We start from the raw sequence: 18,756 nt of genomic DNA, 5'->3' as shown, positions 1-18,756 counted from the left end.
CGTCGACTAGCGGGCCACCGCCTTGCGGTACTGCCGGATCGCCAGCGGCACGAAGATCAGCAGGAACACGACCACCCAGATCAACGTCATCAGCACCGGGTGCTGCAACGGCCACGCGCTCGGCTCGGACGCCATCGGGTTGGTGTTGCCGAACAGCTCGCGGGCCGCGGCCGTGACCGCCGACACCGGGTTCCACTCGGCGAACGTCTTCAGCGGTCCGGGCAGGTTGCTCTCCTGCACGAACGTGTTCGCGATGAACGTCAACGGGAAGATCGCGATGAACGACGCGTTGTTGAACACCTCGGGGCTGCGCACCATCAGCCCGACGATCGCCATGCCCCACGACACCGCGTAGGCGAACAGCAGCAGCAGGGCGAACCCGGCCAGCGCCTCCAGCGGCGACGAGTGGATCCGCCAGCCGACGATCAGCCCGGTCACCGACATCACCAGGATGACGATGACGTTGTTCGCCAGGTCGCTGGTGGTCCGCCCGATCAGCACCGCCGACCGCGCCATGGGCAGCGACCGGAACCGGTCGATCACGCCCTTCTGGATGTCCTCGGCCAGCCCGGCGCCGGTGATGGTCGCGCCGAAGACCACGGTCTGCGCGAAGATCCCGGCCATCAGGAACTCGCGGTAGTCCATGCCCGGGATGGCGATCGAGCCGCCGAAGACGTACGCGAACAACAGCACGAACATGATCGGCGACAACGTCGAGAACACGATCAGGTCCGGGACCCGCTTGATCTTGATGAGGTTGCGCTTGGCGACTACCGCGCCGTCGCCCAACGCCTGTGTGAACGCGCTCATTCCGCCTTCTCCCCCTGCTTCCGCTCGGTGTCGGTCCCGCCGGCCGCGTGCCCCGTCAGCGTGAGGAACACGTCGTCCAGCGTCGGCCTGCGCAACCCGATGTCGAGCACCTTGACCGACTCGGCGTCCAGCCTGCGCACACCGTCGACCAGCACGTCGGCGCCGCCCGACACCGGCACGGTCAGCCGCTGACCGCGCTCGTCCACCGTGATCTCCGAGATCGCCAACGGCGCCAGCGCCGCCTTCGCCGTCGCCGCGTCGCGGGCCGAGCTGACGGTCAGCTCCAGCCGTTCGCCGCCGACCTGCGCCTTCAGCTCGTCCGCGGTGCCCAGGGCGATGACCCGGCCGTGGTCGATGACCGCGATCTCGTCCGCGAGCCGGTCGGCCTCCTCCAGGTACTGCGTGGTGAGCAGCAGCGTGGTGCCGCCCGCCACGAGTTCCGCGATGACGTCCCACATGCCCAGCCGGCTGCGCGGGTCGAGGCCCGTGGTCGGCTCGTCGAGGAACAGCACCCTCGGTTTGGCCACCAGCGCGCCCGCCAGGTCGAGCCGGCGGCGCATGCCGCCCGAGTAGCCCTTCACCGGCCGGTCGGCGGCGTCCACCAGGTCGAACCGCTCCAGCAGCTCGCGCGCCCGTTCCCGGCTGCGCTGCTTGCCCAGGTGGTAGAGCCGGCCGACCATGTCGAGGTTCTCGAACCCGGTCAGGTTCTCGTCGACGGCCGCGTACTGGCCGGACAGCCCGATCCGGCGGCGCAGCTCCTTGGCGTCGGCGATGACGTCGAGGCCGGTGACGGTCGCCGTGCCCTCGTCGTGCTCCAGCAGCGTGGTGAGCACGCGCACCGTCGTCGTCTTGCCCGCGCCGTTGGGCCCGAGCAGACCCATGACGGTCCCTTCCGGCACCACGAGGTCGAGGCCGTCGAGGGCGACCACCGACCCGTAGCGCTTGACCAGTCCTTCGGCCACGATTGCGTCTGCCATGCGGGCCATGATGGACCCGGGGTCCGACAATTTCAGGTCGATTTCGCCGAGTACGCCCGGCACGGGCGTCCGAAGTGGGCTCTGTGGACGGTGCGGCCAGGGCATCCGGTCACGCGAGCAGCTGCGCGCGCAGTTCGTCGTCCCGCAGCACGGCCAAGGCCCACGGCACGTCCTCGAACACCCGCTCGGCGCCCGGCGACAGCGCCAACCGCAGCATCGCCTGGCACACGTCGGCGAACGGCTGCCCCTGGACGGTCAGCACGGCCTCGCGCATCTCGGCCGCCGTGCCCAGCGCCCGCCCGGCCGTCCACCTCGACAGGCACATCAGCACCACCCGCCTCGCGTGCACCCGGCCCTGCGTCAACACCGGTCTGTTGAGCCCGCAAACATCTATGGTGGCCGCGCCTTTCTCCGTGCGCGCCACGTACACCCCCAGTGACAGCGTGAGCAGCAAGTGGTCGAACGGGTCCTCCGCGGTCGGGTCGACCAGCAGCGGCGTGCCGTCGTCCGCCACCGGGAACCGGTCCCGCTTGAGGTTGCTGTTGCACGTCGAGCAGGCCAGCAGGTGGTTGAGCCAGTCGAACGTGCGCAGCGGGTTGAGCGACAGCGGCTCGAAGTGGTCGATGTCCGTGCCCTGGCTGTCACCGCAGTACATGCACCGCTGGTAGCCCGGCGCCATGTCCTCCAGCAGCCGCCGCAACGGCGCGTGCACGCCCCGTCGCACGACGGCCCGCTTCCACAGCGCACGTGCCGCGCGGGTGGGGTGCGTGGCGTTCCCGATCTCCGCGGTCAGGTCGGGCAGCCGGTCGGCCAGCTCGGCGGGCAGCGCGGGCCGGACGAGCCGGATCACGTCCCGTCGCGTTCCAGCCGCGCGGACACCTCGCGCGTGCGCGCCACGGGCGAGCTGGTCAGCAGCCCTCGCAGCACCTCGTAGCGGCGCACCGCGTCGGCGTCGGCCGTGCCGCCGATCACCGCCACCTCCAGCTCCACCAGCTCGGCGCGCAGCTCCTGCGCGCGTTCGGAGTAGGGCGTGTCGAGGCCGAACAGCTCCGAGAGCACCGCGTCGTCGCCGCTGCCGTAGACGATCCGCTCGTAGAGGTCCTGGTCGACCACCCGCGGCGGTTCCTGCTGGTCCGGTCCGGGCAGCCGGATCAGCCCGCCGGGGTCGGCGGCCTGGCACAGGTACGGGCTGTGCGTGGTGACGACGAACTGGATGTTCGGGAAGTGCTCCTTGAGCCAGCCGCCGATCCGCTTCTGCCACGACACGTGCAGGTGCGCGTCCACCTCGTCGATGATCACCACGCCGGGCGCGGTCAGGGCCAGGCCGTGGGCGGTGGGCGCGGTCTTCAGGTCGCCGTACGACTCGTGTATCTGCTTGATCAGGTCCACCACGAGCGCGGCGACGGTCCGGTAGCCGTCGCTCATCTCCCGCAGCGGGAACCGGTGCCCGCCGCTGACCACCCACAGGCCGTCGGAGTCGACGCCCTCGATCCGGTAGTCGTCGGGCAGCAGGCCGTCCGACAGCACGCCGAGCGCGACCGTCTTCAGCTCCTCCGCGCCCGGCCTGCGCTCCAGCGACCTCAGGTGCTGCTCGATCAGCCAGCCGACGCCCTCGGCCAGCGACGCGTCCTCGTGGAAGAGGCTCGCCAGCCGCGACACCGGGCCGTGGCTGAGCATCAGCCGCTGCGCCTCGCCCGCGCCGCCGACGAGCCGCCGGAACGGGCCGTAGGCCGCGCAGAACCACCCGGTCGGATTGTCCTGCCAGGGTCCGCGCAGGGCGGCGGTCTTGCTGCCCTCCAGCTTCTCCTTCAGCGACGGCTGCAGGCCGCGGTGGGTCGGCCTGCTCTCCTCGTCCGGCATCGTCCAGCCGAGGCCGGCCCACAGCCTGCCCTCCGGCGGCCGGCCCTTGCCGAACCGCTCCACCCGCCGGTCGTGGGTGAACTGGACCTGGACGACGCCCTCCCGCTGGCCCGCGGTGACCCAGTTCTCGAAGTCGGGCACCAGGTTGCGCGCCACCGCCGGACCGCTCACGGCCAGCGCGATCGCCCTGAGCAGCGAGGTCTTGCCCGACCCGTTGCGGCCCGCGATCACCGTCCAGCCGGGCGCGGTGAGCTTGAGATCCACTTCGCGGGCACCGTGGAACCCCTTGACGTTCCGCAGCCGGACCTGCGAGATGTACATGTGGCCAGACTTTAGTCCGCGCTGATCACCCGTCCAGTTCGCCGGGCACGTCCTGGGGCGTGCCCGGCGACGTCGGGGCCGCCACCGACGGCGAGTGATCAGCGAGGGCGTATATGCACCTTTTAGACCCTCGATCGAGTGAACGCAGGCGGGCTGCGGAACAGCACTAGGGTGTTCGCAGTTCTTTTCCAGCGAGGAGAGATCCGCATGGCAGCCGTCCAAACCCGACGCAAGCGCAAGCTGGGGCAGTTCCTCAACGCCTTGCGCAAGCGGGCGGGCAAGACCGAGATCGACTACCACGCGCTGACTCGGAAGACGCAGTCGACGCTGTCGCGGATGGAGAACGGGTATATCAGTCCGAGTTGGACCGAACTGGGCGCGCTGCTCGGGCTCTACGGGGCGACCGACGCCGAGCGGCGCGAGGCGGAAGCGCTGTGGGAGGACGCGAAGCAGGACGGCACCCGCCTGGTGTACGCCGCGGCCTTCACCCCGGAGGCGCGGACCTACGCCCGGCAGGAGGCCGATGCCACGGAGGTGCGCACCATCGAGATGATCGTCATCCCGGGACTGCTCCAGACGCCCGCGTACGCGGTGGCGATCAGGCTCGCGGGGCACCGGTTCATGGACTCGTCGGTGTCCGTGGAGCAGGTGGCCGCGGCACTGGCGAACCGGCAGCGCCGGCTGCCCGGGTTAAGGCTGCACGCGGTGATCGACGAAGCGGCCCTGCACCGGATCGTCGGCGGTCCCGCCGTCATGCGCGAGCAGTTGTCGCATTTGCTCGAGAAGGGGAAGCAGGACAACATCACCATCCAAGTGGTTCCGTTCGGCGCCGGTGCCCACGGAACCATGTCGGGTGGTGGCGCGACCGCTCTCCGCTTCGAGGACAGTGATCCTTCGGCCGTGTACCTGGAGTACGCGGGTGGTGGCAAGTGGGTGGACAATCGCGCCGACGTGCAGAAGTACCTGTTGCACTTCGAGGAAATCGTGAGCGAGGTCGCCCTGTCGCCCAAGGAGTCGGCGTCGCTGATCAGAAAACTGGCAACCGCACTGAAGGACACATGAACAACGACAAGGCATGGCGCAAGAGCACCTACTCCGGCGCGGGCAACAACTGCGTCGAACTGGCCGTGGGACGGAGCACGACCAGCGTCAGGGACAGCAAACGACCAGGACCCAGATTGACCTTTGCGGAGCGTCCATTCCGGGCGTTCCTCACGGCTCTCCGGCAAACCTGACCGCAACCGCCAACCCGCCGTCCGCCCCCGGTGTCGCGGTCACCGTCGCACCGTGGGCGGCGGCGATGGCACGGACGATCGACAGCCCGAGGCCCAGGCCCCGATCGCCCGTCGTGGTCTGGTCCCGGTCGAGCCTGCGGAACGGCCGGAACAGCCCTTCCACCTCGTACGGCTCGATTCTCGGGCCGGTGTTCGCCACCACCAGGACGCCCGGCCCGGCGCTCACGTCGACCCACCCGTCCCGGTGGTTGTGCCGGATCGCGTTGTCGACCAGGTTGCGCACCAGGCGCTCCAGCAGCACCGGGTCGCCGACGACCTCGCACGGCGACATCTCGTGGTGCAGGTCGACGCCGGCCCGTTCGGCGGCGGCCCTCGACTGCCACAGCACGTGCTCGGCGATGTCGGAGACGGACGTGCGGCTGCGCTCGGTGAGCTCGTTCTCGCTGTCGGCCAACGTCAGCAGGCCGTCGATGAGCCGTTCGTGGCGGGCGTTCACCTTCAGCAATTCCGCGCCCAGCTGCTTGGCGTCCGCCGAGGCACCCGGTCGGGTGATCGACACCTCGATGAGGGCCCGTTTCACGGCCAGCGGGGTGCGCATCTCGTGCGACGCGTCGGCGACGAACCGGCGCTGCCCGTCGAACGCGCGGTCCAGCCGTTCCAGCATCTAGTTGAACGTTTCAGCCAGTTCGGCGACCTCGTCGCGCGGACCGGTCGGCGGTATCCGCTCGTGCAGGCCGTGGCCCGCCGCGATCCGGCGGGCGGCCTCGGTGATGCGGTGCACCGGCTGCAACGCGCTGCGCGCCAGCAGCCACCCGAAGGCCACCGCGATGGCGGCCACGCACAGCAATGCGAGGCCCCCTCGGGTGAGCAGCGATTGCAGCACCTCGTCGCGGTAGCGGACCTGGGCCGTGCGGATGGCCTCGATCACCTGGTCGGAGGACGCCTCGCGCAGCTCCCGCAGGCTCGCCCCGTCGGTGAACGGCTGCAACCGGCCGTTGAGGCTCTGCCACACCAGGAAGTAGGTGACCGCGAGCAGCGCGGCGCCGGCGAGCAGGAACAGCCCGCCGTACAGCGCCGTCAGCCGACCCCGGATGCTCCACCGGCCGATCACGGGATCCGGTATCCCACACCGGGCACGGTCTCGATCAGCGGCGGCTCACCGAGCTTGCGCCGCAGTTTGACCATGGTCACCCGCACCGCGTTGGTGAACGGGTCGATGTGCTCGTCCCACACCTTCTCCAGCAGGTGCTCGGACGTGACCACGGCGCCCTGCGCCCGGACCAGCTCGGTCAACAGCGCGAACTCCTTGTTGGCCAACGGAATGAACTCACCCGCCCGGGTGACTTGGCGGCGGGCCGGATCGACCCTCAGGTCCGCCCGTTCGAGCACCGGCGGGTTCGCCGGTCGGACCCTGCGCAGCAGCGCGTGCACCCGGGCGGACAGCTCGACGAAGGCGAACGGCTTGGGCAGGTAGTCGTCCGCGCCGAGGGCCAGCCCGGCCACCCGGTCGCGCACCGCGGCGGCGGCCGTGAGCATGAGGATCCGGGTCTCGGCGCCCGAGTCGGCGACCCGGCGGCACACTTCGTCGCCGTGCACGCGCGGTATGTCGCGGTCGAGGACGAGGACGTCGTAGGCGTTGACCGACAGGTGTTCCAGCGCGGAGTCGCCGTCGTGCACCACGTCGACCGCGAACGCCTCGCGGCGCAGCCACTCGGCGATGGCCGCCGCCAGCGTCGCTTCGTCTTCGACCACGAGGATGCGCATGGGTCCATCGTGCTCTGGGGGCCATAACGTCCGCATAACCAGATTTGGTAACGCGCTGGTTATAGCCCTCCTGGTCGACTGTCCCCACCGATGGAGGAGGGGAAATGCGAAGCAGTATCGTGCCGGCCGCGCTGGCGCTGGCGCTGGCACTGACCGGGTGCGGCTCGGGCGGGGCGGAGGTGGCGGGCTCGTCGTCGTCGAGCGTGGCGATGAGCCAGGAGGACCGGTCGCGGGAGTTCGCGAAGTGCATGCGCGACAACGGCGTGGACGTCCCCGACCCGGAGCCGGGGGGAAAGCCGGGCGGCTTCGGCAAAGTCGACCGCACCGACCCGGACTTCGAGCGCGCCAGGGAAGCGTGCCGCGAACTCCTGCCGGGCGGCGGCGACCTGTCCAAGGTGGACCCCGACAAGCTGGACCAGTTGAGGGTGTTCTCGCAGTGCATGCGGGACAACGGCATCGACCTGCCCGACCCGGACCCGAACGGCGGCAAGCTGGGCGGTCTGGCCCAGATCGACCGGGAAAGCCCGGCCTTCCGCGCGGCCCTGGACGCGTGCCGCGACAAGCTGCCGGAGCTGGGCCGATGACCGGACCTCTGTCGACCACGGCGGCCGTGGGTTCCGGTTGGTGTCGGCGCGTGTGCCGCCAGGAGCTTCTGGGATCGGTTCCAGCGAGCAGACGTGCGGTGGGCAGGCGCGCTCGTTGCGGTGGGTCCGGGACTTCTCGGCTCACCGGGGCGCATGGACCGGCATCCGGATCGCACAAGCCGAGCGATCTCAGCCAGTCCGATCGCGATCCCGGTGTGCTGCCCGACGCCGGCCGTACGCCGACCCGAGCTGCCGGAGCCGGACCGCTGAGCACGGGTAGTGGGACCGCGGTGGGGGCGGGCGTGCCGGTCGTGCGGCGGGCGGGTGTTGTGGCGGTGGGGTCGCGGGCCGTGGTCGGCCCCGGACGTGTGCGGTGTCGAGCTGTCGGAGCCGGACCGATGAGTACGAGGAGTGGGACCGCGTTGCGGACGAGCGTGCCGGTCGTGCTGCGGGCGGGTGTGGTGGCGGTGGGCTCGCGGGCCGCGGTCGGCACCCGACGTGTGTGGTGCCGAGCTGTCGGGGTCGGCGCGATGAGCAAACGTGCGGGGACCGCGTGGAGTGCGGGCGTGCCGACCGTGTCCGTAATGGGCGCGGATCGGAGCGGCGGCAAGCCGAGTGGTCTTGGTCGACCGCGCCGGCTCGGTGGTCGGCGTGTCCGGTCCGTATGGCGAGCGGGCTCGCCGAGCGTGCGGAAGGCGGGAGATGTCGTGGTGGGCTGCCGGGGTCGGCGCGCGGACGAGGTGGGCCACGGCGACGGCGACCTCCGGGCGTTCCCGTCACCATTGGGACTGCGTCGGACCAAGCAGGCGGAGGTGGGCCGATGAGCAGGCGTGCGCGGTTGGCGTGGGGAGCGGGCGCGTTGGTGGTGTTGGGGGCGGGTGGTGTCGCGGCGGTCGGCCTCGGTGGCGCCGAACCCGTCCCGTCGAGTGCGGCGAACCTGCCACCGGCCACGGCGAAGGTGTCGGCGACGACGTTGACCCGCACCGAACGGGTCACCGGCACGTTGACCCACGGCACGGCCACACCCGTGCCCGTCGGCGCGCAGGGCACCGTCACCTGGCTGCCCGAACCCGGCGCCGTCATCGGTCGTGGTCAGGCGGTGTACGAGGTGGACGACCGGCCCGTCCCACTGCTATTCGGGGCCACGCCCGCGTACCGGTCGCTCGCTCCCGGCGCGGTCGGCGGCGATGTCCGCCAATTGGAGGAAAACCTGCTGGCTCTCGGTTACGGAGGGTTCACCGTGGACGAGTCCTACACCGCCGGCACGGCGACGGCGGTCCGCGCGTGGCAGCAGGCGCTGGGCGTGCCGGAGACGGGGGCGGTCCAGCCGACGGACGTCGTGGTCACCGGCGGCGACGTGCGGGTGGCCGAGCTGAAGGCCCAGCCGGGCAGCCGCGCCACCGGTCCCGTCCTCACCTACACCGGCACCACCCGGGTCGTGATCGTGCCCCTCGACGTCGGCAAGCAGCACCTGGTGGCCGAGGGCGTGGCGGCGACCGTCGGCCTGCCGGACGGCAAGTCGGTCGAGGGCACGGTCGAGTCGGTGGGCACCGTCGCCACCAGCAGCCCCGCCCAGGCGGGCTCGACCCCGACCACCACGGTCGACGTCGTGGTCTCGGTCGCCGACCAGGGCGCGCTGGGCCGCCTCGACTCGGCGCCGGTGGACGTCCTGCTCGTCGCGGAGCGCAAGGAGGGCGTGCTGGCGGTGCCGGTAGGGGCATTGGTGTCCCTCGGCGAGGGCAGGTACGGCGTGCAGGTGGTCGAGAACGGCGCGACACGGCACGTGCCGGTGGAGACGGGCCTGTTCGCCGCGGGCCAGGTCGAGGTCGCCGGCGAGGGCATCGCCGAGGGCGTCGAAGTGGGGATGCCGCGATGACGCCGGTCGTGCAGCTGCGTGACGTCGGTCGCGAGTACCAGGGAGTGGTCGCCTTGCGGGACGTGTCGCTCACCGTCGAGCGCGGCGAGCTGGTGGGCATCGTCGGCCCGTCCGGGTCCGGCAAGTCGACGATGCTCAACCTCATCGGCACCCTCGACCGGCCGACCCACGGCGAGGTGCGCATCGCCCGGCACGCCGTCCGCGAGCTGTCGGACCGGGCCCTGTCCGCCCTGCGGGCGAGCGTGATCGGGTTCGTGTTCCAACAGTTCCACCTGGCCGCCGGTGTGTCTACAGTGGACAACGTCGCAGACGGCCTGCTCTACGCGGGCGTCGGCCTGAAGCAACGCCGTCGGCGCGCCGTGGAGGCGCTGGAAGCGGTGGGCCTCGGCCACCGGCTCACCCACCGCCCGCACGAGCTGTCCGGCGGCGAGCGGCAACGGGTGGCGATCGCCCGCGCCGTGGTCGGGCGGCCCGCGCTCCTGCTCGCCGACGAGCCCACCGGGAACCTCGACTCGAAGTCCGGCGAGGCCGTCCTGGGGCTGCTGCGCTCCCTCAACGACGCGGGCACCACGGTCCTCGTCATCACGCACGACCGGGAAGTGGCCGCGACCCTCCCGCGCCGGGTGGACGTGCGCGACGGTCGGGTGGTGCGCGATGCCTGACCTGCGACCGGCGCGCCTCTCACCGGCCGACGTGCTGCGGGTGGGCGGCGCGGGACTGCGGGTCAGGCCGGCCCGGGTGGTGCTGTCCGCGTTGGGCATCGCGATCGGCATCGCGGCCATGATCTCGGTGGTCGGCATCTCGACCTCCAGCCGCGAGGACCTCGACCGCCGCCTCGCCGCGCTCGGCACGAACCTGCTGACCGTCGGCCCGGGCCAGACCCTGTTCGGCGAGCAGGCCCACCTGCCGGCCGAGTCCGTGGGCATGATCGGCCGGATGGAGCCGGTCACTTCCGCCACCGCGACCGGAAAGGTGGTCGACGCCCACGTCTACCGCAACGACCGCATCCCCGAGACCCAGTCAGGCGGCATCGCCGTCCTGGCCACGAGGACCGACCTCCTGGACACCGTCGGCGCGACCGTGGCCAAGGGCGTCTTCCTCAACGACGCCACCGCCGACCACCCGGCCGTCGTCCTGGGCCACAAGGCCGCCGAACGCCTGGGCGTGGCCGCCCCGAACGAACCCGTCCACCTGGGCGGCGAGTGGTTCACCGTGGTGGGCGTCCTGCACCCGACACCCCTCGCGCCCGAACTCGACACCGCCGCCCTGGTCGGCTGGCCGGTGGCCCGAGAGCACCTGGGCTTCGACGGCTACCCGACCACGGTCTACGCCAGGTCCAGGGAGGACGCCGTGCACAGCGTCCAAGCCAACCTGGCCGCGACCGCCAACCCCGAGCACCCCGACGAAGTGGAGGTGTCCAGGCCCTCGGACGCCCTGGCGGCGAAACAAGCCACCGACGAGACCCTCAACGCCCTGCTCCTCGGCCTGGGCGCGGTGGCCCTGCTGGTCGGCGGCGTCGGCGTGGCCAACACCATGGTCATCTCGGTCCTGGAGCGCCGGGCCGAGATCGGTCTCCGAAGATCGCTGGGCGCCACCAGGTCCCAGATCCGCACCCAGTTCCTGACCGAATCACTCCTCCTGTCCGCACTGGGCGGCGCGGCGGGCGCGGTCCTGGGCGTCCTGGTCACCGCGGCCTACGCCGGCTACCAGGGCTGGCCGTCCCTGGTGCCGGCCTGGGCAACGCTGGGCGGAGTCGCCGCCACCGCCGTCATCGGCGCCTTGGCGGGCCTCTACCCCGCGGTCAGGGCCGGCCGCCTCGCACCGACGGAGGCCCTGGCGACCCCGTGACTCCGCACAAAGCGGATTCCACTCGCGACAGGGGGTGATATAGCTCGACCGTGGCAGACACCCAGCGGGCGGAGGCGACGTTCGGCGGCAGCACCGAACAGGCCCTGCGCGACATCAACCACACGACCAACCACTACTACGGCGACCGTCCGGCCCCGATCACCTCGGGCACGTCGGTGGCGCCGCCGCTGGGCCGCCTCAACCACAAGGTGCGCGGCAGGTCGGAGTTGGTCGCCGCGCTGACCGACGACCTGGGCGGCTCGATCGCCGTGCTGGCCGCGGGCGGCGGCTTCGGCAAGACCACCGTCGCGCTCGACGTGGCCCGGGGTCTGCCGAGGGTGTGGTGGGTGGACGCGTCGTCGCGGGACAGCCTGGTGGCGGGCTTGGCGGAGGTGGCGTTGCAGGCCGGCGCCGACTCGCACGAGGTCCAGGAGGCGTGGGCGGGCCGGGGAGGCTCGGCGATCGAACTGCTGTGGCGCAACCTCGACCACCAGCCGGAACCGTGGGCGTTGGTCTTCGACAACGCCGACGACCCGGACGTCCTCGCCGCCGCGAACCACCGGGTGGCCGACGGCAACGGCTGGCTGAGGTCGCCGAACTCGACCGGCTCGATCCTGGTCACCAGCCGCGCCGCCACCGGCTGGCCACCTGCCGCGCGGGTGCACCACGTGCGCCAACTCGACCCCGACGACGGCGCGCAAGTGCTGCTCGACCACGCCCACGCGGGCACCCGGGAGGACGCCACCGCCCTGGCCCGACGCCTGGGCGGCCTCCCCTTGGCCCTGCGCCTGGCCGGCCGCTACCTGGCCGTGGCCCAGGACGCCCTGGCCCTGCCGGGCCTGGAACCGCCGACCACTTTCAAGGCCTACCTGGAGCGCTGGGACCAGAGCTTCACCGAACTGACCGAGGGCGAGCCCGCCTCCCCGAGGGAATCCCTGAGTCGCACGTGGGAGATGTCGATGGACCTGCTGGCCGAACGCGGCCAACCGCAGACCCGCCAACTCCTGCGCCTGATCTCGACCTTCGCCGAGGCCCCCGTCCCCGCCTTCGTCCTGGACGCCGCCGTCATGGCCGAATCCGCCCTCCTCACCTCCGTCACCGCGGCCCAGCTGTCCGTGCTGCTCAGGGCACTCCAGGACGTCGGTCTGCTCGACGTGGTGGAGTCGAGCGTCGTCGTCCACCCGGTGGTCCGCAGCGCCAACCGCCACCAACCGGACTTCGAGCAGAACCGACAGGCCTACGAAGCCCTGGTCGCCCGCCTGCTGCACGCCGCGACGAAGGAGTACTGGGGACGGGACCCGGAGGCCTGGCCGCGATGGCGCTTGGTGGTGCCGCACTTGGAGGTCCTCGGCGAGAGCGATGACCTCGAACTCGAAGAAGCGACGGCGATCGTGCTCTTCAACGGTGCGGAGTACACCAGGGCGGTCGGCCTGTACCCGTTGTCGGAGGCGCTCTACGACCGGTCCATCGCCGTGTGCCTGCGGGTGATGGGGCCCGACAGCGAGAGCACGCTCACGGTCCGGCACTCCCGGGCGGACCTTCGGCGGAGCAAGGGCGACCTGCCCCTGGCCGAGACCGAGCACCGCGCGCTGCTGCACGACCTCGAGAAGATGGCCGCGGAACCGTCGCACATCCTCGACGTCCGCGCCTGCCTGGCCGAGATCCTGCACGACCTCGGCCGGTCGGAGGAAGCGGAAGCCGAGCTCCGGGACGTGGTGGCCGAACGCGGCCGGGTGCTCGGGCCGACGGCACTGGACACGCTCGAAGCGAAGCACAGGTTCGGACACCTGCTGTGGGACAGGGGCCGCCTGGCCCGGGCGGCGGACGAGCACCGGGAGTTGTTGGCGACCAGCGTCGAGCACCGGGGTGACGACGACGCCTTCACCCAGATCGTCCGCGTCTGCCACGCTCGCGTCCTCCAACAGCTAGGCCGGTTGGGCGAGGCGGAAGCGGAGCTGCGGAGGGCGTGCTCGGCCCCCGAAAGCCCGCTGAACGCCCGGTGGTTCCTCTCCGGCCTGCTGCGCTCACGACTGCGGTTCGACGAGGCCGAGGTCGAGCACCGCAGGGCGTTGGACGAGTTCGTGCGGGTGCTCGGCGACGAGCACCCGCAGACCTTGGCGGTCCGGCACGACTTCGGCCACCTGCTCGAGGAGAAGGACAGTCTCCCGGCCGCGGAGGCCGAGCACCGGCAGGTGATCGAGGCGCAGGTTCGGCTGTTCGGCGCCACCCACCCGAACACGCTGAAGACGCGGCACTGCCGGGCCCGCATCCTGCGCAAGCAGGAGCGGTTCGACGAGGCCGAGACCGAGTTCAGGGCCGTCTTGGCGGCACGCGAAGCCGCACTCGGCCCCGAGCACCACCTGGTGCTGGGCGTGCGACACCAGCTGGGCCACCTCAGCGAACAACGGGGCGACCTGGTCGCGGCCGAGGACCACCACCGGGTGGTGATCGTCGGGCTGGAGCGGGCACTCGGGGCGTCGCACCCGGACACGCTGGACAGCCGCCTGTGCCTCGGCACCCTGCTGCACCGACAGGGACGGCACCCGGAGGCCGAGAGCGAGTTCCGCGCGTTGTCGTTGCTGTCGGCGCGGGTGCACGGGGCCGGGCACGTCAACACCCTGTTCAGCCGCTACCACCTGGCCGTGGTCCTGTCCGAGCAGCGGCGCTGGGGCGAGGCCGAGCGCGAACTGCGGGCGGTGTTGGCGCTCGCGGTCCGCACGCTGGACGAGGAGCACCCGTTCGTGGCCTCGATCCGCGACGGGTTGGCCGCGTTGTCGAGGTGACCGGCGTCCGGCGGATGTGGGCGCCGGCCACCCCGCCCGGCTCAGGAACCGACCAGCCTGGCCGCCGCCAACGCCACCGGGTCCAGGGACTCCGGCGACGTGACGACGTGGTGTTGCAGGTCGGTGCGCATCCGGGGATCCCAGAAGCGCTCGATGTGGCCGGCGACGGCGGTCGCGGCGGTGGCCGGTGGTTGGTGGTGGAACTGGCGGGCGATCTCGTTCGCCAGGCGGACCGTGGGTGGGGTTGTGCCGCTCATCAGTCGACCACCGCCCGTGCACGCGCGCCCGGGACCGACGCGGCCTCGGCGCCCTCGGCGCGCAGGGCCACCTGGACCGCGGTGACCTTGTACTCCGGGCAGTTGGTCGCCCAGTCGGAGTTCTCCGTGGTCACCACGTTCGCCCCGGTCACGGGGTGGTGGAACGTCGTGTACACGACACCGACCGGCATGCGGTCGGAGATCACCGCGTGCAGCGACGTCGCGCCCACCCGACTGGCCAGCGTGACCGAGTCGCCGTCGCCGATCCCGCGCACCTCGGCGTCGTGCGGGTGGATCTCCAGCACGTCCTCCGGGTGCCACGCGATGTTCGCCGTCCGCCTGGTCTGCGCGCCCACGTTGTACTGGCTCAGGATCCGCCCCGTGGTCAGGATCAACGGGAACTTGCGGGTCGTGCGCTCGCTCGTCGGCACGAACGACGTCGGCACGAACCTGCCCTTGCCGCGGGTGAACGAGTCCACGTGCATGGTCGGCGTGCCGGCCGGCGCGTCCTCGTCGCACGGCCACTGGATGCTGCCCAACCGGTCGAGCGCGGCGAACGACACCCCGGCGAACGTCGGCGTCAGCGCCGCGATCTCGTCCATGATCTCGCGCGGGTGCGTGTAGGGCATGTCGTAGCCCAGCGCCGCCGCCAGCTCGCACACGATCTGCCACTCGTGCTTGCCGGTCTTCGGCGCCATCACCGGCCGCACCCGGTTGATCCGCCGCTCGGCGTTGGTGAACGTGCCGTCCTTCTCCAGGAACGACGTGCCGGGCAGGAACACGTGCGCGAACTTCGACGTCTCGTTGAGGAACAGGTCCTGCACCACGACCAGGTCCATCGCGGTCAACGCCGCCGTCACGTGCGCGAGGTTCGGGTCGGACTGCGCGATGTCCTCGCCCTGCACGAACAGCCCGCGGAACGTGCCCGCGATGGCCGAGTCGAACATGTTCGGGATGCGCAGGCCGGGCGTCGGCAGGATGCTGCGCCCCCACACCTGCTCGAACACCGTCCGCACCGCGTCGTCCGACACGTGCCGGTAGCCCGGCAGCTCGTGCGGGAACGACCCCATGTCGCACGACCCCTGCACGTTGTTCTGCCCGCGCAACGGGTTCACGCCGACGCCGTCCCGGCCGACGTTGCCGGTCGCCATGGCCAGGTTCGCCATGCCCATCACCATGGTCGACCCCTGGCTGTGCTCGGTCACGCCCAGCCCGTAGTAGATCGCCGCGTTCCCACCCGTCGCGTACAGCCGGGCCGCCGCGCGGATCTCCGACGCCGGCACCCCGGTGATCGACTCGACCACCTCGGGGCTGTTCTCCGGCCGCGCGATGAACTCCGCCCACTCCTCGTACCCCTCGCACCGCGCCGCCACGAAGTCGGCGTCGACCAGCCCTTCGGTCACGACGACGTGCGCGAACGCGTTCACCACGGCCACGTTCGTGCCAGGTTGCAGTTGCAGGTGGTGGGTGGCCCGCACGTGCGGCGAGCGCACCAGGTCGATCCGCCGGGGGTCGATCACGACGAGCTTCGCGCCCTCCCGCAGCCGCCGCTTCATCCGCGACGCGAACACCGGGTGACCGTCGGTCGGGTTGGCGCCGATCACCACGATCACGTCCGCCGCCGCCACCGACCGGAAGTCCTGGGTGCCCGCCGACTCGCCGAACGTCTGCTTGAGCCCGTACCCGGTGGGGGAGTGGCACACCCGCGCGCACGTGTCGACGTTGTTGTTCCCGAACGCCGCCCGCACGAGCTTCTGCACCACGTACACCTCTTCGTTGGTGCACCGCGACGACGTGATGCCGCCGATCGCACCGACGCCGTGGACGGCCTGGATCTCCCGCATCCGCGACGCGGTGTAGCCGATCGCCTCCTCCCACGACACCTCACGCCACGGATCGGTGATCTTCTCGCGCACCATCGGCGACATCACCCGGTCCGGGTGCGTGGCGTAGCCGAACGCGAACCGACCCTTCACGCACGAGTGACCCTCGTTCGCGCCGCCGTCCTTGTACGGCACCATCCGCACCAGCTCGTCACCGCGCAGCTCGGCCTTGAACGAGCACCCGACACCGCAGTACGCGCACGTCGTCAGCACGGTCCGGCTGGGCATCCCCAACTGCACCACGGACTTCTCCTGCAACGTCGCCGTCGGGCACGCCTGCACGCACGCGCCGCACGACACGCACTCCGACTCCATGAACGGCACGCCGCCCGCCGACACCTGCGACTCGAACCCGCGCCCCTCGATCGTCAGCGCGAACGTGCCCTGCACCTCGCCGCACGCCCGCACGCACCGCGAGCACGAGATGCACTTGGACGGCTCGAAGTCGAAGTACGGGTTGCTGGTGTCCTTCTCCAGCGACAGGTGGTTCTCGCCCTCGTACCCGTACCGCACCTGCCGCAACCCGACCGCGCCGGACATGTCCTGCAGCTCGCAGTCGCCGTTGGCCGAGCAGGTCAGGCAGTCCAGCGGGTGGTCGGAGATGTAGAGCTCCATCACGCCCTGCCGCAGCTTCGCCAGCTTCGGCGTCTGGGTGCGCACCTTCATCCCGTCGGCGACCGGCGTGGTGCACGACGCGGGCGTGCCGCGCCTGCCGTCGATCTCCACCAGGCACAGCCGGCACGACCCGAACGCCTCCAGGCTGTCCGTCGCGCACAGCTTGGGGATGTCGATGCCGCTGGTCGCGGCGGCGCGCATGACCGACGTGCCCGCGGGCACGGTCACCGGGATGCCGTCGACCTCCACCGTCACCGAGGTCGAGGACGTCGCGGCCGGTGTGCCGAAGTCCGGTTCCTTCAAGATCGTCACGGGGTGACCCTCCTTGGGGTGAAGTCGTCGGCGAAGTGCTGGAGCGCGCTCCGCACCGGGTTGGGCGTGAGGCCGCCCATCGCGCACAACGACCCGTCGGCCATCAGCTCGCAGAGGTCGCCGAGCAGGGCGAGGTTGTCGTCGACGTCCTCGCCGCCGACGATCCGGTCGATCACCTCGACCCCGCGCACCGCGCCCACCCGGCACGGCGTGCACTTGCCGCAGGACTCCTCCGCGCAGAACGAGAACGCGAAGCGCGCCATGGACGCCATGTCCACGGTGTCGTCGAACACCACGATCCCGCCGTGGCCGAGCATCGCGCCCGCCTCGGCGAACGCCTCGTAGTCCATCGCCAGGTCCAGCCCGGACGCCGGCAGGTACGCCCCGAGCGGCCCGCCCACCTGCACCGCGCGCACCGGCCGGCCGGACAGCGTGCCGCCGCCGTGCACCTCGACCAGGTCGCGCAGCGAGATGCCGAACGCCGTCTCGAACACGCCGCCGCGCGCGATGTTCCCGGCCAGCTGGAACACCTGCGTGCCACGCGACCGCTGCACGCCCAACGCCTGGTAGGACGTGCCGCCGTCGGCCAGGATCGTGGGCACGGACGCCAGCGTGAGCACGTTGTTCACCACGGTCGGCTTGCCGAACAGGCCGGTGATCGCGGGGATCGGCGGTTTCGCCCGCACCACGCCCCGCTTGCCCTCCAGGCTCTCCAGCATGGAGGTCTCCTCGCCGCAGATGTACGCGCCCGCGCCGACGCGCACCATCAGGTCGAACTTCAGCCCGGAGCCGAGCACGTCGTCCCCGAGCCAGCCCTGCGCGTACGCGATGTCGATCGCCCGGCGGAACGTCCGCACCGCTTCGGGGTACTCCGACCGCAGGTAGATGTAGCCCTCGGTGGCGCCGACCGCGAAGGCCGCGATGGCCATTCCCTCGATCAGGCAGAACGGGTCGCCCTCGATGAGCATCCGGTCGGCGAACGTGCCGCTGTCGCCCTCGTCGGCGTTGCAGCACACGAACTTCAGCTCGCCGGGCGTGTCCGCGACCGTCTTCCACTTGATGCCCGCCGGGAACCCCGCGCCGCCACGTCCGCGCAACCCCGAGTCGGTCACCTCGGCGACCGTCGCCGCCGGTCCGATCTCCAACGCCCGCCGCAGACCCGTCATCCCGCCGTGCGCGAGGTAGTCGTCGGGCGACAACGGGTCGGTGACGCCGACGCGCGCGAAGCACAGCCGGTGCTGGGCGCGGAACCACGGCAGCTCCTCGACCACCCCCACCCGCAGGTCGTGCTCGGCGCCGTCCAACATCCCCGCGGCGACCAACCCGGGCACGGCGTCCGCGGTCACCGGCCCGTACCCGATCCGGCCCGCGTCGGTGGTCACCTCGACCAGCGTCTCCAGCCACAACATGCCGCGCGAGCCGTTGCGCACGACCCGGACGGCCCGACCCGCGAGCGCGGCTTCCCGGGTGATCGCGGCGGCGACGGCGTCCGCGCCGACCGAGAGGGCGGCGGCGTCGCGCGGGACGTACACGGTGGTGGTCACTAGTGCACCCTCTTCCGTGCGGGCGCCTGGGTGGCGCTTGTGGTAGGAACCAGGCGGAAGTCGGGGTGACGGCCCGGTGTGGCCGCC

The 18,756-nt window shown here is 71.5% G+C and carries 17 protein-coding genes; 7 read left to right on the top strand and 10 right to left on the bottom strand.

The genetic code is table 11. The annotated features are described in order from the left end of the window. Positions 1-6: 6 nt before the first annotated feature. From AB0I91_RS41040 to AB0I91_RS41025, 4 genes are all read right to left on the bottom strand, one after another. A complete protein-coding gene (locus AB0I91_RS41040; protein ID WP_498773908.1) occupies positions 7-810 on the bottom strand; it encodes an ABC transporter permease in 804 nt (267 codons plus the stop codon). Further along, the gene (locus AB0I91_RS41035) at positions 807-1,787 is read right to left on the bottom strand and encodes an ATP-binding cassette domain-containing protein (protein ID WP_498773910.1); all 981 of its coding nucleotides are present in this window, start codon (positions 1,785-1,787) and stop codon (positions 807-809) included. Before AB0I91_RS41035 ends, AB0I91_RS41040 begins: the two co-directional genes overlap by 4 nt. A gap of 109 nt (positions 1,788-1,896) precedes the next feature. Then, entirely contained in the window at positions 1,897-2,637 is a 741-nt protein-coding gene (locus AB0I91_RS41030; RefSeq protein WP_498773912.1) for an HNH endonuclease, read from the bottom strand. Further along, positions 2,634-3,968, bottom strand: a complete 1,335-nt coding sequence (locus AB0I91_RS41025; protein ID WP_499614691.1) for an AAA family ATPase — start codon at positions 3,966-3,968, stop codon at positions 2,634-2,636. The genes AB0I91_RS41030 and AB0I91_RS41025 overlap by 4 nt, the downstream gene beginning before the upstream one ends. A gap of 207 nt (positions 3,969-4,175) precedes the next feature. Here AB0I91_RS41025 and AB0I91_RS41020 point away from each other — a divergent pair, with 207 nt between their 5' ends. Both AB0I91_RS41020 and AB0I91_RS41015 read left to right on the top strand, forming a co-directional pair. Beyond that, positions 4,176-5,030 carry a helix-turn-helix domain-containing protein gene (locus AB0I91_RS41020; RefSeq protein WP_498773917.1) on the top strand — a complete coding sequence of 285 codons (855 nt, stop codon included), beginning with the start codon at positions 4,176-4,178 and terminating at the stop codon, positions 5,028-5,030. Then, entirely contained in the window at positions 5,027-5,203 is a 177-nt protein-coding gene (locus AB0I91_RS41015; RefSeq protein ID WP_498773919.1) for a DUF397 domain-containing protein, read from the top strand. Before AB0I91_RS41020 ends, AB0I91_RS41015 begins: the two co-directional genes overlap by 4 nt. Here AB0I91_RS41015 and AB0I91_RS41010 read toward each other — a convergent pair. From AB0I91_RS41010 to AB0I91_RS41000, 3 genes are read right to left on the bottom strand one after another with little or no spacing between them, the layout of a single operon-like run. Next, a complete protein-coding gene (locus AB0I91_RS41010) occupies positions 5,181-5,867 on the bottom strand; it encodes a sensor histidine kinase (RefSeq protein ID WP_499641724.1) in 687 nt (228 codons plus the stop codon). The genes AB0I91_RS41015 and AB0I91_RS41010 overlap by 23 nt on opposite strands. Beyond that, positions 5,868-6,314, bottom strand: coding sequence for a HAMP domain-containing protein (locus tag AB0I91_RS41005; protein ID WP_499641722.1), 447 nt, complete (start codon positions 6,312-6,314; stop codon positions 5,868-5,870). Next, complete coding sequence (locus tag AB0I91_RS41000; RefSeq protein ID WP_498773923.1) at positions 6,311-6,967, bottom strand: response regulator transcription factor; 657 nt, start codon at positions 6,965-6,967, stop codon at positions 6,311-6,313. The genes AB0I91_RS41005 and AB0I91_RS41000 overlap by 4 nt, the downstream gene beginning before the upstream one ends. A 104-nt stretch (positions 6,968-7,071) precedes the next feature. Between AB0I91_RS41000 and AB0I91_RS40995 the strand changes: the two genes are divergently transcribed. The 5 genes from AB0I91_RS40995 (at position 7,072) to AB0I91_RS40975 (ending at position 14,058) form a co-directional block, all read left to right on the top strand. Continuing rightward, complete coding sequence (locus AB0I91_RS40995; protein ID WP_498773925.1) at positions 7,072-7,551, top strand: hypothetical protein; 480 nt, start codon at positions 7,072-7,074, stop codon at positions 7,549-7,551. Between the two features lie 820 nt (positions 7,552-8,371). Beyond that, on the top strand, positions 8,372-9,427 hold the full coding sequence (locus AB0I91_RS40990; RefSeq protein WP_499641720.1) for a peptidoglycan-binding protein: 1,056 nt from the start codon (positions 8,372-8,374) through the stop codon (positions 9,425-9,427). Then, positions 9,424-10,089: an ABC transporter ATP-binding protein gene (locus AB0I91_RS40985; RefSeq protein WP_499641718.1), complete on the top strand. Its 666-nt coding sequence runs from the start codon at positions 9,424-9,426 to the stop codon at positions 10,087-10,089. Before AB0I91_RS40990 ends, AB0I91_RS40985 begins: the two co-directional genes overlap by 4 nt. Continuing rightward, positions 10,082-11,275 (top strand): ABC transporter permease, encoded by a 1,194-nt coding sequence (locus tag AB0I91_RS40980; RefSeq protein ID WP_499641715.1) that lies wholly within the window; start codon positions 10,082-10,084, stop codon positions 11,273-11,275. Before AB0I91_RS40985 ends, AB0I91_RS40980 begins: the two co-directional genes overlap by 8 nt. Before the next feature lie 50 nt (positions 11,276-11,325). Then, complete coding sequence (locus AB0I91_RS40975) at positions 11,326-14,058, top strand: tetratricopeptide repeat protein (protein WP_498773933.1); 2,733 nt, start codon at positions 11,326-11,328, stop codon at positions 14,056-14,058. Between the two features lie 41 nt (positions 14,059-14,099). Here AB0I91_RS40975 and AB0I91_RS40970 read toward each other — a convergent pair whose 3' ends face one another. From AB0I91_RS40970 to AB0I91_RS40960, 3 genes are read right to left on the bottom strand one after another with little or no spacing between them, the layout of a single operon-like run. Continuing rightward, a complete protein-coding gene (locus AB0I91_RS40970; RefSeq protein WP_498773935.1) occupies positions 14,100-14,315 on the bottom strand; it encodes a formate dehydrogenase subunit delta in 216 nt (71 codons plus the stop codon). Continuing rightward, positions 14,315-17,125, bottom strand: a complete 2,811-nt coding sequence (gene fdhF / locus AB0I91_RS40965) for a formate dehydrogenase subunit alpha (RefSeq protein ID WP_498773937.1) — start codon at positions 17,123-17,125, stop codon at positions 14,315-14,317. Before fdhF ends, AB0I91_RS40970 begins: the two co-directional genes overlap by 1 nt. Continuing rightward, positions 17,122-18,669 carry a formate dehydrogenase beta subunit gene (locus AB0I91_RS40960; protein ID WP_498773939.1) on the bottom strand — a complete coding sequence of 516 codons (1,548 nt, stop codon included), beginning with the start codon at positions 18,667-18,669 and terminating at the stop codon, positions 17,122-17,124. Before AB0I91_RS40960 ends, fdhF begins: the two co-directional genes overlap by 4 nt. Between the last annotated feature and the right edge of the window lie 87 nt (positions 18,670-18,756).

The sequence above is a fragment of the Actinosynnema sp. NPDC049800 genome, from assembly GCF_040656635.1.
In the GTDB taxonomy this organism is placed as follows: Bacteria; Actinomycetota; Actinomycetes; order Mycobacteriales; family Pseudonocardiaceae; genus Actinosynnema.
The sequence above is the reverse complement of the archived record's forward strand: the minus strand, read 5'-3'. Positions and strand labels throughout refer to the sequence as shown.